This is a genomic window from Bacteroides sp., from assembly GCF_028690125.1.
GTDB lineage: Bacteria > Bacteroidota > Bacteroidia > Bacteroidales > Bacteroidaceae > Bacteroides.
This window is the reverse complement of sequence record NZ_JAQVBV010000008.1, coordinates 96,822-111,011: the sequence shown is the minus strand read 5'-3', so window position 1 is coordinate 111,011 and position 14,190 is coordinate 96,822. Positions and strand designations below refer to the sequence as shown.

Annotated in this window: 14 protein-coding genes, 1 tRNA gene and 1 pseudogene; 10 read left to right on the top strand and 6 right to left on the bottom strand. The window is 36.4% G+C overall.

Going from position 1 to position 14,190, the window contains the following annotated elements:
- Positions 1-24: 24 nt before the first annotated feature.
- The 3 genes from PHO71_RS07520 to PHO71_RS07510 all read right to left on the bottom strand — a co-directional run bounded on the left by PHO71_RS07520 (position 25) and on the right by PHO71_RS07510 (position 2,815).
- Positions 25-627 (bottom strand): DUF4923 family protein, encoded by a 603-nt coding sequence (locus tag PHO71_RS07520; RefSeq protein WP_300201166.1) that lies wholly within the window; start codon positions 625-627, stop codon positions 25-27.
- Positions 624-1,235 carry a ribosome biogenesis GTP-binding protein YihA/YsxC gene (yihA, locus tag PHO71_RS07515; protein ID WP_300201163.1) on the bottom strand — a complete coding sequence of 204 codons (612 nt, stop codon included), beginning with the start codon at positions 1,233-1,235 and terminating at the stop codon, positions 624-626. Before yihA ends, PHO71_RS07520 begins: the two co-directional genes overlap by 4 nt.
- A gap of 125 nt (positions 1,236-1,360) precedes the next feature.
- Entirely contained in the window at positions 1,361-2,815 is a 1,455-nt protein-coding gene (locus PHO71_RS07510) for a sodium:solute symporter (RefSeq protein WP_300201160.1), read from the bottom strand.
- A 90-nt stretch (positions 2,816-2,905) separates the two neighbouring features.
- Between PHO71_RS07510 and recR the strand changes: the two genes are divergently transcribed.
- The 3 genes from recR to PHO71_RS07495 are packed head-to-tail and all read left to right on the top strand — an operon-like array spanning position 2,906 to position 4,547.
- Positions 2,906-3,523 carry a recombination mediator RecR gene (gene recR, locus PHO71_RS07505; RefSeq protein WP_300201158.1) on the top strand — a complete coding sequence of 206 codons (618 nt, stop codon included), beginning with the start codon at positions 2,906-2,908 and terminating at the stop codon, positions 3,521-3,523.
- A 25-nt stretch (positions 3,524-3,548) separates the two neighbouring features.
- Complete coding sequence (locus tag PHO71_RS07500) at positions 3,549-3,998, top strand: hypothetical protein (RefSeq protein WP_300201155.1); 450 nt, start codon at positions 3,549-3,551, stop codon at positions 3,996-3,998.
- Positions 3,999-4,007: 9 nt separating this feature from the next.
- Positions 4,008-4,547 carry a GNAT family N-acetyltransferase gene (locus PHO71_RS07495; protein WP_300201152.1) on the top strand — a complete coding sequence of 180 codons (540 nt, stop codon included), beginning with the start codon at positions 4,008-4,010 and terminating at the stop codon, positions 4,545-4,547.
- A 13-nt stretch (positions 4,548-4,560) separates the two neighbouring features.
- Here the strand turns inward: PHO71_RS07495 and PHO71_RS07490 are convergent, their stop codons facing one another.
- Together PHO71_RS07490 and PHO71_RS07485 are read right to left on the bottom strand one after the other, a co-directional pair.
- Positions 4,561-5,151, bottom strand: coding sequence for a YqgE/AlgH family protein (locus tag PHO71_RS07490; protein WP_300201147.1), 591 nt, complete (start codon positions 5,149-5,151; stop codon positions 4,561-4,563).
- A 101-nt stretch (positions 5,152-5,252) separates the two neighbouring features.
- On the bottom strand, positions 5,253-6,569 hold the full coding sequence (locus PHO71_RS07485; RefSeq protein WP_300201144.1) for a pyridoxal phosphate-dependent aminotransferase: 1,317 nt from the start codon (positions 6,567-6,569) through the stop codon (positions 5,253-5,255).
- A gap of 162 nt (positions 6,570-6,731) precedes the next feature.
- Here PHO71_RS07485 and PHO71_RS07480 point away from each other — a divergent pair.
- The 5 genes from PHO71_RS07480 (at position 6,732) to PHO71_RS07460 (ending at position 11,287) form a co-directional block, all read left to right on the top strand.
- Positions 6,732-6,805, top strand: a tRNA-Asp gene (locus PHO71_RS07480).
- A 668-nt stretch (positions 6,806-7,473) separates the two neighbouring features.
- Entirely contained in the window at positions 7,474-8,676 is a 1,203-nt protein-coding gene (locus PHO71_RS07475) for an MFS transporter (RefSeq protein ID WP_300201141.1), read from the top strand.
- A gap of 353 nt (positions 8,677-9,029) precedes the next feature.
- Entirely contained in the window at positions 9,030-9,437 is a 408-nt protein-coding gene (locus PHO71_RS07470) for a hypothetical protein (protein ID WP_300201139.1), read from the top strand.
- 6 nt (positions 9,438-9,443) lie between these two features.
- Positions 9,444-10,748 (top strand): DUF3440 domain-containing protein, encoded by a 1,305-nt coding sequence (locus PHO71_RS07465; RefSeq protein WP_300201136.1) that lies wholly within the window; start codon positions 9,444-9,446, stop codon positions 10,746-10,748.
- The gene (locus PHO71_RS07460; RefSeq protein WP_300201133.1) at positions 10,745-11,287 is read left to right on the top strand and encodes a ParB/RepB/Spo0J family partition protein; all 543 of its coding nucleotides are present in this window, start codon (positions 10,745-10,747) and stop codon (positions 11,285-11,287) included. The genes PHO71_RS07465 and PHO71_RS07460 overlap by 4 nt, the downstream gene beginning before the upstream one ends.
- Before the next feature lie 73 nt (positions 11,288-11,360).
- Here the strand turns inward: PHO71_RS07460 and PHO71_RS07455 are convergent.
- A pseudogene (locus PHO71_RS07455) lies at positions 11,361-11,900 on the bottom strand (hypothetical protein).
- 169 nt (positions 11,901-12,069) lie between these two features.
- Between PHO71_RS07455 and PHO71_RS07450 the strand changes: the two are divergent.
- Both PHO71_RS07450 and PHO71_RS07445 read left to right on the top strand, forming a co-directional pair.
- Complete coding sequence (locus PHO71_RS07450; protein WP_300201131.1) at positions 12,070-12,999, top strand: UDP-glucuronic acid decarboxylase family protein; 930 nt, start codon at positions 12,070-12,072, stop codon at positions 12,997-12,999.
- A gap of 22 nt (positions 13,000-13,021) precedes the next feature.
- Entirely contained in the window at positions 13,022-14,155 is a 1,134-nt protein-coding gene (locus tag PHO71_RS07445; RefSeq protein WP_300201129.1) for a hybrid sensor histidine kinase/response regulator, read from the top strand.
- Positions 14,156-14,190 lie beyond the last annotated feature (35 nt).

The window sequence follows — 14,190 nt, the reverse complement described above, 5'->3', positions numbered from 1 at the left end:
GAAATTGTATTAAATGGACTTTTTTTACTGTTTTTTTAACTCGAATCCAACCATCATACCGTCATAACTATCAGCCAGCGAACTCACTGTTTTTAATGCAGTACTATTACTTTTGCTGCCGATAAATGCCAAGATTTTTAGGAGTTTATCCGATTTGAAAAGCAGATCCATGGACTCGGTAGTACAGTTTACTTTTGCAGTCAGGTTTATTAGCTTGAGATACTTAAGTGATACTTGTTTGGTTGCTGCATTATACGAATAAGTTCCATTCATAGTGCGCTTACCTACGGTGCTTGTAAAGGTACTGTCTGCATTGAAGGTGAAATTCATTTGTCCGGCTTTGATACCTACTTTTCCCAATTGTTCATCCAATTTATTTTCTGCTACGGATGCTGCGGCAACACCACCGGCTTGCATTAGTAGGTTTTCTGATTCAAATTCTACCGCGGAACCATCAAAACTCCATGTTCCTGTCATGTTGATAGCTTCTGTTTGACCTGTTACGGCGTTTACAACTTTAGAAATGTTGTCTTTGTTAAATAGATCTTTTAAAGACTGTGCCTGACTGTCATTTGCCATCATTGAAAGTGCTGCGACAAATGCAGCAAAGAAAATGTTTCTTTTCATTTTTGCTTTGTATTTATCTCTTTATTTATGGTTTCTATATAGTCGAGAATTTCTGTGCGACCTATGCGGTTTTCTGATGAAGAGATGAAATAAGGAGGAAGTTCTTCCCAATGTTTGCGTAATTCTTGCAAATAGGAATTAATATTCGTCTTCATACGACCGCCTTTCAATTTATCTGTTTTAGTAAATACGATAGAGAAAGGGATACCATTTTCACCTAACCATTCCATAAATTCTAGATCAATCTTCTGAGGTTCCAGGCGGCTGTCTATCAGTACGAAAAGATTAGTCATTTGTTCTCGTTCCAGTATATAGTCTTCAATAACCTTCTGTATCTGCTCCTGACCTTTTTGTCCACGTTTTGCATAGCCATATCCCGGAAGGTCTACCAAATACCAACTGTTGTTTATCAGGAAGTGATTGATTAGCATGGTCTTTCCCGGAGTTGAAGATGTCATAGCTAATCCTTTACGAGCAGTCAGCATATTGATAAGACTCGATTTACCAACATTGGAACGACCGATGAAAGCATACTCGGGGAATATTCCTGCCGGACACTTTTTTACATCCGTGTTACTAATCACAAACTCTGCACTTGTTATTTCCATATTTTTTGTCAATTAATTCCCTGTTTTTTTTTATTAATAAACTCACTAACCGTTTATTAATAAACTGTAGTGCCGTTTATGCATAAACTCCACTCACTTTTATTAATAAACGACGGATGCCCTGTTTATGGCACTTTCAACCGATTCTTTTTTGTGGACAAAGCCATTAATCCTACAAAGGTAAGTGCTCCGTTCAACATAAGCAACTCATAACCGAATTTATATCCAAATTCTTTGTTTACCCACCAATCTGCTACGTAGCAAAATAATGGAGAGGCAACTGCTATAAATGGAACTAAGCGGTCATTTGTTTGCTTGCGGGTGAATAATCCGAATGCAAACATACCGAGTAAGGGTCCGTAGGTGTAAGATGCAATAATATATATCGCATCAATTACACTTTTATTATTCAGCATTTCTACCAGGCAAATGAAGAATGCCAATAGTACTGAAAGCAACAAATGTACTTTCTTTCTCTTACGGAGTGCAACTTCTTCTGTATCTTTTCCCGTGTTGAGCAGATCTACACATACGCTTGTAGTCATAGCTGTCAAGGCAGAATCCGAGTTACTGAAAGCTGCTGCAATGATACCGATTGTGAACAGTATTAAAACGGATTGCCCCAAATAACCTTGGGTGGCAAACATAGGCAAAATATCATCATTCATAACTGGTAATTCTAATTGCATTTTGCCGGCTAGTGCCAATAGCAGAATTCCCAGACATAAAAATAGAAAATTCAGTGGAATGAAAGAAAAGCCGTAGCAATACATATTCTTCTTCGCTTCGTGTAAGTTCCGGCAAGAGAGATTTTTTTGCATCATATCCTGATCTAGCCCAGTCATTACAATAACGATGAAGATACCACTGAAAAATTGTTTGAAAAAGTTTTGGCGGGAGATCCAATTGTCAAAAACAAAAATACGGCTGTGTTCGCTCTCTTGAATAGTCTGTATAATGCCATTGAAACTGAAATCCAATTTCTGAATTGTAAAATATATGATGAAAATTAATGCGGCAATCAGACAGAAAGTCTGTAAAGTATCTGTCCACACAATTGTTTTAATTCCACTTTTATGAGTGTATATCCATACCAAAGCTACCGAGCCGACTGCTATTGCCCAAAAAGGTACGTGTATTTCTTGAAATACATAGGTATAAAGAATGAGGCAGACTAAATATAGTTTCGCAGCTGTTCCTAACATACGCGATAATAGGAAAAAGAAAGAACCGGTACGATAGGAATGTACTCCTATACGCGTTCCGAGATAACCATAGATACTAATCAGATTCAATTTGTAATATAGAGGAAGGAGTACATGGGCAACGATCATATATCCAAAAAAGAATCCGAATACAGTTTGCAGATACGTCATATCCATTCCACGTACCATACCCGGCACAGATACGAATGTCACTCCGGAGATAGAAGCGCCAATCATGCCAAAGGAGACTACATACCAGGGTGATTTGTTTTCTCCTTTAAAGAACGCTGCATTTGATCCGCTTTTATATCCGGTGATACGGGCTATTAACAGTAATACTGCAAAATAACATACAATAGTAACAAGTATCATCATATTGGCTGCAAAGGTAATATTTTTTATAGGTATTTAAAAACAATATCTGTATCTTTGCGCCCGTAATCGATAGAACGTCAATAAAAATCTATGAACCAACAATATCCTTCTATACTGCTGGAAAAGGCAGTAGGCGAATTTTCCAAACTGCCAGGCATAGGCCGCAAGACGGCAATGAGGCTTGTGTTGCATCTGCTCCGTCAGGATACGGCTACTGTTGAAGTATTCGGTAATTCCATCATAACATTGAAACGCGAAGTAAAGTATTGTAAGGTATGCCATAATATATCCGATACAGAAATATGCCAGATTTGCGCCAACTCTCAGCGGGACGCTTCCGTTGTTTGCGTGGTTGAGAATATACGTGATGTGATGGCAGTGGAAGCGACGCAGCAGTACCGGGGACTTTATCATGTATTGGGCGGTGTGATTTCTCCTATGGATGGAGTAGGACCGAGTGATTTGCAGATCGAAAGCTTGGTAAAGCGAGTGGTGGAAGGAGGTATCAATGAAGTTATTTTGGCATTGAGTACTACCATGGAAGGTGATACCACTAATTTCTACATTTACCGTAAATTAGAAAAAATGAATGTCAAGCTTAGTGTCATTGCACGGGGAATCTCTGTAGGAGATGAACTCGAATATGCTGACGAAATAACTCTTGGACGTAGTATTGTAAACAGGACTCTTTTCACCGGAACTGTATAAATTATTAATTATTTTTTGAACGAATATGGAAGAACAGATAAAACGTACTGTCAGAAACTTAAATATCAGTTATATTTTATTTTGGATACTCCCTGCATTTCTGTTGGGAGCGGGGGAGTTTGAACTTTTCCCTATAGGGACTCTTGCTGATGATGTGCGTATCCGATATTATTTTGAAACTTTTGGTATTTTGCTGACTGCTATATGTGTGCCTCTTTCTCTTAAATTATTCAGCCTGATACTGAAAAAGAAAATAGATCACATGACTATAAATCTTGCCTTAAAGCGTTATGTGCAATTGAGCAATGCCCGGTTAGGATTGCTCGAATTTGCTATTATTGTGAACCTATTATGTTATTATCTGACATTCAGCAATACTGGAAATCTCTGTATGCTTATCTGTCTGACTGCTTCTCTTTTTTGTCTGCCAAGTGAGAAGAGACTTCGGAATGAACTCCATATCAACAAAGAATAAAAAACCGGAATGCGACAATCCTTTTTGATGAACAACCGTATCTATCTTCGCGCCGTAGAGCCGGAAGATATGGATATTATGTATGAGATGGAGAATGATCCTTCGATGTGGGATATCAGTAATTTCACCGTACCTTACTCTCGTTATGTATTGCGTCAATATATAGAAGCTTCTCAGTGTGATGTGTTTGCTGATAAACAATTGCGCTTGATGATTTTGCGAAAATCCGATCATTGTATATTGGGAACAATAGATATCACAGACTTTGTGCCTCTCCATCTGCGCGGTGAAGTTGGAATTGCTATTCATAAAGATTATCGTCAGCAAGGATATGCAACTGATGCTTTGAAGCTACTTTGCAAATATGCTTTTGATTTTTTGTCCCTGAGCCAGTTGTATTCTCATGTGGCAGCCGATAATGAAGTTTGTATCAAGCTATTTACGTCTTGTGGATTTGTGCAATGTGGTTTGTTGAAAAACTGGTTACAAGTTGGGGGGAGCTATAAAGATGCAATACTTTTCCAATATTTAAATGATACGAAACGCTAGAAATAATAATTTTCTAATTGAGAGTAGGCACTTGTGGGAATCTGGACCAAGTTTCGTATTTACTACCTAGTTTTTCTAATGCTTGCTTCCACATTCCTTTAATGTTCGTATTTAGCAGGTAGTCATTCTCTTCTTCAGAAACGAGCCAGGTGTTTTCTTTGATTTCATTGCCTAACTGTTCACTATCCCAACCGGAATAACCAAGGAAGAAACGAATATTTGCAAGAGCATTATTCTCTTGTAAAATATACTTTTTTACTTCATCAAAATCTCCATTCAGGTAGAGTCCTTTGCCAATCGTCAGTGCACCGGATATTTCACTAAACGTATGAAGGTAAAATAATGTATCGGTAGCCACAGGACCTCCTTTATATAAAGGTATATCATCTATATATTTAAACTCTTTAATAATATCATTGGTCAATAATGGAAGCCGTTTATTGATTATTAATCCCATACTTCCTTCGTTAGTATGATCAATTAATAAAATTACAGATCTCCCAAATGTTGTACCACGAAGGAAAGGTTCTGATATTAGAATCTTTCCTCGTGATGGTAATACATTATTAGTCTCAATTTTAAATATGTCGGAATTGATATTCATGCCACTAAATTAAAGAAAAAAATGGAATATCATTCTTTTTTTCCTATTTTTTTATCATTAAGGCACGTTTTTTTGAATTTTATTATTCGTTATATCTAAAATTAGGCAATGGGATGATTCTCGGCGAATAGTTTCATTCGTTCGTCGAGCTGATTGTACTGATGATCCTGAATAAAGGATGTACACGCACGCAATCCTTCCTGATGGCTTCCTGTTGTGACTAATGATATGGCACTTACTCCGTAGTACATTAATTCTTTAGCAAGTTCACCACTAGTCATTCCCGGATATCCGATAGTAAAATAAAATCCATCTGCAATCGGAACATCCAGATCTTTGTCATAAACCAAATGGAAACCATGACGCAGAAAAATGTCTTTCAGCTTTTTAGCTCTTTCACCATATACTTTTACTTCATCCAGAAAATTGTATCGACCTTCGTTCGCGGCTTTCAGCATAGCAGCCATTGCAAACTGTGCAGAATGGCTGGTTCCGGAAGAAAGTGCATAAAGTACTCGATGGATAAAGACAGTACCGAATGTACCTCCCCCATAACGTTTTGTTAATCCCGGATAGCTTCGGTGGTATAATTTGTCCGAAATACAGCTGACACCGATGCGTTGTCCCGCATAACTGAATGCTTTAGAACCAGAGATCAGCAGTACATAATTATCTGTATAATGAGCAACTGTCGGCTGAAATGGAATCTGATTCGGTTTACTTAGATCTTTACGAAAGTCCATCGCAAAATAAGCTAAATCCTCCAAGACAATAATATCATATTGAGTCGCTAATTGACCGATAATTTGTAATTCTTCTTCTTTTAAGCAAATCCAACTTGGATTATTAGGATTTGAGTAAATAATAGCAGATATATTTCCTTTTTTCAGGTAACTTTCCAACTTATATCTCAACTTTTCTCCGCGATAGTCATAGACATCAAAGGTTTCATATTTCTGTCCCATGACCACTAATTGTTGTTTTTGTACCGGAAAGCCTGGATCAATAAACAGAATTGTGTCTTTCTTTTCATTACATTGACTGCAAGTCAAAAATGAAGCAAAAGTCCCTTGCATAGATCCTGTAACGGGTACACAACCTTCCGGGCTCAGATCTACATTAATAAATGATTTGATAAATTTTGAAGCCTCTTTTTTCAATTCCGGCAATCCGTTAATATCAGGATATAGGCTTGCTATTCCATTCTGCAATGCTTCTATTTCTGCTTTTATTCCTACAGCGGAAGGCGGAAGTCCCGGAACTCCCATTTCCATCTTTATAAATTCAAGGCCGGATACAGCTTCTGCTTTTGAAGCAATAGCTTTCACTTCACGAATCGTAGCCTTGGAAAAATCGACAATTTGAAACTCATTTATCGTTTCATCAATCACCTGTCGTTCAATTGGTGTATTTTTCATTCTATTTTATATTTGATGTAATGCTTGCAAATGTACAGGATATTTCTTAATAAACCCACTTTTTCAGAAAAAAGATATAGAAGCTCTTGTAGGTTTCAAAAAAATATCTACCTTTGCATCCACATTCTGATAAAGTGTTTGTTTGTAAAACAAAAAAGTATTGGTGCGCTAGTTCAGTTGGTTAGAATACATGCCTGTCACGCATGGGGTCACGAGTTCGAGCCTCGTGCGCACCGCTTAAAGCAAAAGAAAAACTCCGAAATCCTAGGATTTCGGAGTTTTTCTTTTATAAAATAGTTATCTGAAAAATTCTTCAACTATTTTATAGAGGATCAATCGAAAATATCTGTTGGTAGTAATGCACAAACTAAGATATAACAATAAAGCATGGAGTCCGGTCCTTATTTTGTATTCATTTTATAATATATAAATTTCTTGTGTATAAATATTAAGAAAGAATATAAGATAAAATGGTTTATCTTATATTCTTTCTTAATTATATTATATTATATCTATAGTCTGAGATATTTTCCTCAACGAGGATTCTTTCTTGATCCATTTTTTTAATTTATGAAGTCGTTTGGTCTCAAAAAAATATAAAGAATATTTATGAGTAAAATGTTTTTTATGAATCAGTGGGAAATTCTTCATTGAAGTTGTTTATATAATCTTATTTTTTTCAATTGAAAAAAGATGGTTTATACTACCCGAAATTAGCTTTTACCAATAAATAGTTAGCTCAATTTTCTTGATATTACATTGAATATTGGGAACAGTACATATCTTCATAATAAGTTTTATGGTGCTGTGAACAAGTACAATCTAATAATTGTTTTTCACGATAATATATTGTGTGAGATTGTAACATGAAATATGCTAACCATAAAATAAACGATTACGCCTTATGAATATCAAGACAGGAAAAGGCTCAATGCCTTTGATTTCCTTAATTGCGATTTTGTCAGTTTCTTTACTGGTGAATTTACCAGGACTAGCAATAAGTCCAGTATTGGCTAATTTGGATAAGATATTTCCGAATACTTCTCAGCTTGAAATTCAAATGCTGACCATTCTTCCGAATCTTTTTATTATCCCTTTCGTATTGCTTTCAGGACAAATAGCTTCTTCGTCGAGTAAATCAATCATTTTATTATGGGGATTGGGATTTTATCTTACTAGTGGAGTATTATATCTCTTTACTAATGAAATGTGGCAACTCATTGCAGTTAGTTGCTTGCTAGGTGTAGGTTGCGGACTGTTGATACCTCTTGCCGCAAGTCTTGTTACTGATAATTTTGATGGGAAAGTGCGTATGCAGATGCTAGGTATTAAATCGGGAGTTGCCAATTTAGCTCTAATTATAGCTACATTAGTAGTCGGTTGGCTCGGAAAAGGTAACTGGCATTTACCATTTATTGTTTACCTGTTGCCGTTAATACCTTTGGCTATGTTCGGTTATATTCGTTTATATGCCAATTTACCAGCACCTGTTACTAAACAAAAAGAAAATGGTAAAGGATTTATTGTTCCCCGAATGGTATCAATCGTATTCCTTTATTTTGGAATTACATTTTTTGTAATTGTTCTTTCCTATTATCTGCCATTTCTTTTAGCGAAACATGGCATTGATGCATCAAAAGTAGGAACGATTACAGCTATATTTTTCTTTGCTATATTCTTACCAGGATTTATCCTTCCCTTGATAGTAAAGCTTTTTCGACGCCGTACTGTTTTCTTTGCGATGTTTTCGATTGCATTAGGATTAGGATTATTATGTATAGGATATACAATGCCTCTTCTTTGTACCGGTGCATTTTTTATGGGCTGGGGATATGGAATTATTCAACCGACAATTTATGATAAAGCCACTCGTGCGGTGAATTCTCCAGATAAAAACACAATGGCTCTTGCTATCATTCTTGCAACGAATTATGTCGCAATTACTATTGCTCCATTTATTATTGACGGTATACGCGATCTGATTGGTTCAAAAAGTGATTTGTTTCCATTCCAGCTTAATGTTGTGCTTGCAGTAATTTATGGTGTTTTCATACTCGTTCATCGTAATTCTTTTGCTTTCGATACTGATCCGGAATATTTGAAATAAGTTTGCAGTTAGTAATGGGTCACTGCATATGTATCAAGTGCCCCATCTTTTTAAAATTTATTTAAATCTTTTCTTTACATATAAAATCCTTTGAATAATATAATAATCTTTCTCTGAATGTATTATACTGATATGCTATGTCGATTTATTGTTCTTAAATAAATTTTCATTTTAGATATGAATACATCTCTAACCAGTAATTTTGGTTTAATATAAACATACCACAAACAGGTTGGAGAAATCGGAATAGTCATGGCATAGAAATATTAATTGCTTAAAATAAATGTTTTTATTCACAATTATGCTAACAAAAAGATTTTTTTCTTTACTTTTGTGTATCTATTCAGAATGCTATGATACAGGTGATACAATTAAAAGGAAAAGACAAACAGTTATATCGACTTTTAGCACCTCTGGTGATGGACCCGGAAGTGATACGCGCAAATAACAATTATCCGTTTAAGACAAACGACAGTTTTATCTGGTTCGTTGCCTTTGAAAGTAGAGAAGTGATTGGCTTTATTCCTGTGGAACAGAAGAGTGGAAAAAAGGCTGTAATCAATAATTACTATATAGCTGCAGAAACTAAAAGACGGGAAGAGATATTATCTTTTCTGTTGCCTGCCATAATGAAAGCCTTTGTATCTGAAGGCTGGATGCTTAACTCTGTCACATTGATACAAGATAAGGAAATTTTCGAAAAGTTTGAATTTGCTCCTATTGACAAGAAATGGACACGTTATGTGAAAATGTTTAGATAATAAATTATGGGGAAGAAAAAAATTGCCGGAACAAAAAATGTATATGAATTGGCGCAAGAGCGTTTGAAAATGATCTTTAATGAGTTTGATAATGTTTACGTTTCTTTCTCCGGAGGAAAAGATAGCGGGATATTGCTCAATATGTGCATTGATTATATTCGAAGGAATAACCTGAAAATACGTTTGGGCGTTTTTCATATGGATTACGAGATCCAGTATAAGATGACAATTGATTATGTGGACCGGATATTGGAAGCTAATAAAGACATTTTGGATGTATACCGGGTGTGTGTACCTTTCCGTGTGGCTACCTGTACTTCAATGTATCAGTCTTTCTGGCGTCCGTGGGAAGAAAGCAAAAAGGATTTATGGGTACGTCCTATGCCCAAGGGGGCTATGACTAAGGATGATTTCCCTTTTTACAATACAGCGATGTGGGATTATGAATTTCAGATGCGTTTTGCCCAATGGATACATGATAAAAATGATGCAGTACGTACCTGCTGCCTGATCGGTATTCGCACACAGGAGAGTTTTAATCGTTGGAGATGTATTTATATGAGTCGGAAATTCCAGATGTATCACAAATACAAATGGACGTCGAAAGTTGGGTGTGATATTTATAACTCGTATCCTATTTTTGATTGGAAAACGACTGATGTGTGGATTGCCAATGGAAAATTCCAATGGGATTATAATATATTATACGATCTTTACTATCGTGCAGGAGTCAATCTGGAACGCCAGCGTGTGGCAAGTCCATTTATCAATGAAGCTCAGGAGAGCCTTGCATTATATCGGGTGCTTGATCCTAATACCTGGGGAAAAATGATCGGGCGTGTGAATGGTGTGAATTTTACTGGTATGTATGGCGGTACATATGCGATGGGATGGCAGTCGGTGAAATTACCGGAAGGATATACCTGGCGTGAATTTATGTATTTTCTATTGTCCACTTTGCCGGAAAGGGCGCGGAAGAATTATCTCCGGAAATTGTCGGTGAGTGTGAGTTTCTGGCGGACTAAGGGAGGTTGCTTAAGTGATGCGACGATTCAAAAGTTGATTGATGCTAAAGTGCCTATTATTGTGATGGACAACAGTAATTACAAGACTCTAAAGAAGCCAGTACGAATGGAGTATCAGGAAGATATTGATATTCCCGAATTCAGAGAGATACCCACATACAAACGAATGTGTATTTGTATCCTTAAGAATGACCATGCCTGCAAATATATGGGATTCTCTCCGACAAAGGAAGAGATGAGTAAGAGAAGTCAAATAATGGAACAATATAGAATTATAGTATCATGAGTGTAGATAAGAGTCCGGTTTACGGAGTGAAAGCAGTACCTATAGAGAAAGTATTTGCAAACGATTACAATCCTAATGTGGTTGCTCCCCCCGAAATGAAGTTGCTGGAACTGTCTATCTGGGAAGATGGGTTTACGATGCCCTGTGTATGTTATTATGATAAGGAGGAAGATCGTTATATCCTGGTGGATGGCTATCACCGCTATACAGTACTAAAAACTTCGAAACGTATTTATCAACGTGAGAACGGGTTGCTCCCGATCGTAGTAATCGATAAAGATTTATCAAATCGTATGAGTTCGACGATTCGGCATAACCGTGCCCGAGGGATGCATAATATTGAGTTGATGTGCCATATTGTAGCTGAATTAGACAAAGCGGGAATGTCTGACCAATGGATTATGAAGAATATCGGGATGGACCGTGACGAATTGTTGCGACTGAAACAGATTTCAGGTTTAGCGGATTTGTTTGCGAATAATGAATTCAGCATTCCCGATGAAGTAGCTCCTACTGAAACCGAGCGGAAATCGTATTAGTTTATAACAGAATGCGAAACGGATGATTCTTTTTTTTCATCGGTGGCAAATTGTATTTGGAGTGTTTATATAGTCAGAGATGAAACTTCGATGTCAATTTTAACGTATTGATAATAGTCTGTTGTTTTTGGAAAAAGGTGATGCATTGTGCTTCCCTACTACCTGAGATTAGAATAGAATGTCGTTTTAAGGGCTGAATCCATTTTTGTTGTATCTGGCAGATATGTTGGGAGTCCATGGAGTAAAATACACACACAACAGGCTGATTTGGAAATCTTTTTTGTATATGGTTGTATGTAGCTTCAAAATCAATGTTTGAGAGATAGAAATATACTTTTTTGCTATTTCTAAATTTGATAAAGATTCATAATATTCATATCGAATACGACATTGGCACTGAAGCTAACTCTTACAATATTATCTAACTATACACCTAGTTTTCACAAAATAAGGGTGGCTTTTTAAAAAGTAAAAGGAACTTCACGACGCACCCGTCTGTAAATGTCTTCTTTTTCAATAAATAGACTATCCATCAGCAATTTGGCAGTATTTTCTTTGAGTGGTAATTTTTCTCTTACGCGTCTATAAGTCCCTTGTTTAATTCATTTGTCATCATAATTTGTATGATAAATATTTTATTTTATTGATAAATACTTTATTAAAAAGTGTCGTTTCGAAAATCGCAACTATTTTTAATTGTATAATTTGCATATTAGGGGTAAACTGGTTATATTTGTATTCAATAAAACAAAACAGGAGATTTAAAAAGCAGTAAAATAGAAATGAAGAGAATATTGGTAAGTGGTGGAGCTGGTTTTATAGGCTCTCATCTTTGTACACGACTTATAAAAGAAGGTCACTATATTATTTGTCTGGATAACTTTTTTACAGGTTCGAAGGACAATATTAAGCATTTAATGAATGAACCTCATTTTAGATTGGTAGAGCATGATGTGACTTTTCCTTTCTTTGCTGAAGTAGATGAAATTTATAATTTGGCTTGTCCTGCATCTCCTATACATTATCAATATGACCCTATTCAGACGACTAAGACTTCTGTGATAGGAACTTTGAATATGCTTGGGCTTGCAAAGAAAATGAATGCTAAAATTTTGCAGGCTTCTACAAGTGAAGTGTATGGTGATCCAGTAATACATCCGCAACCTGAGAGCTATTGGGGGAATGTGAATCCCATCGGTTATCGTTCTTGTTATGATGAAGGGAAGCGTTGTGCAGAGACTTTATGTATGGATTACTTTCGGCAGAATAGTGTTCGCGTCAAAATTATCCGTATATTCAATACGTATGGTCCACGAATGTTGCCAAATGACGGACGGGTAGTTTCTAATTTCATCATACAAGCATTAAAAAATGAGAATATCACTATTTATGGTGATGGAAAGCAAACACGTAGTTTCCAGTATATAGATGATTTGGTGGAGGGAATGGTGAGAATGATGAATACCGAAGATGGTTTTACAGGTCCTGTGAATATTGGGAACACACATGAGTACTCTATGCTCGAATTAGCAGAGAAAGTGATTCATTTAGTCGGATCAGATTCGAAAATCATTTTCAAACCTTTACCACACGATGACCCGAGACAGCGCCAGCCGGATATTACATTGGCGAAAGAAAAATTAGGATGGCAACCCACAATCGAGTTAGAAGAGGGACTGCTACACATGATTGAGTATTTTAAACAAATTTGATGTAATCTAAAAAATTGAAGATATGAATGTGGAAATAAATCCGTCCGAATATAAAATTCTTATTGTGGATGATGTAATTTCGAATGTTCTTCTGTTGAAAGTGCTTTTGACAAATGAGAAGTTCAACATCGTAACGGCAAACAACGGACAACAAGCTTTAGAACAGGTAGAAAAAGAAAATCCGGATTTGGTATTATTGGATGTAATGATGCCGGATATGAGTGGTTTTGAAGTCGCTACAAAAATGAAGGCAGACTCTATAATGAGTGAAATTCCTATTATTTTCCTTACAGCACTGAACAGTACGGCAGACATTGTAAAGGGATTTCAGGTGGGAGGTAATGATTTTATTTCGAAGCCCTTTAATAAGGAGGAATTGATTATACGTGTATCTCATCAGATTTCTTTGGTAGCTGCTAAAAGGATAATTGTTGCACAAACAGAAGAATTGCGCAAAACAATTATGGGACGTGATAAACTCTATTCTGTAATTGCACATGATTTGCGTTCACCAATGGGGTCAATTAAGATGGTGCTGAATATGCTGATTCTGAATCTGCCTACTCAGACAATTGGTGATGAAATGTACGAACTGCTGACAATGGCTAATCAGACCACAGAGGATGTGTTTTCTCTGCTTGATAATTTGTTAAAATGGACAAAGAGCCAGATTGGCAAGCTGAAAGTGGTTTATCAAGACATTAACTTGGTAGAAGTAATAGAAGGTGTGAGCGAGATATTTAATATGGTAGCTGGATTGAAGAAGATTAAGATTGTACTCGATATTTCGTCTGACCGGGTGGAAGTCCGCGCTGATATTGATATGATAAAAACAGTCATCCGTAATCTGATTAGTAATGCTATCAAGTTCAGTAATGAAGGAACAAATATCGTGGTTTCTTTGACTGAAGAAGATTGTATGGCAGTGGTTAGCGTGAAAGATTCTGGTTGTGGTATTGATGAAGAGAATCAGAAGAAGTTGTTGCATACGGATACACATTTCAGTACTTTCGGTACAAATAATGAAGAAGGTTCAGGACTTGGATTGTTACTTTGTAAGGACTTTGTGGTTAAAAACGGAGGAGATCTTTGGTTTACTTCAGTACAAGGAGAAGGGTCTACATTTAGTTTCTCGGTACCTTTATTGCAGAGGTAGGTATTTTTTAGACGCAGAAAACACAGATGATGTAG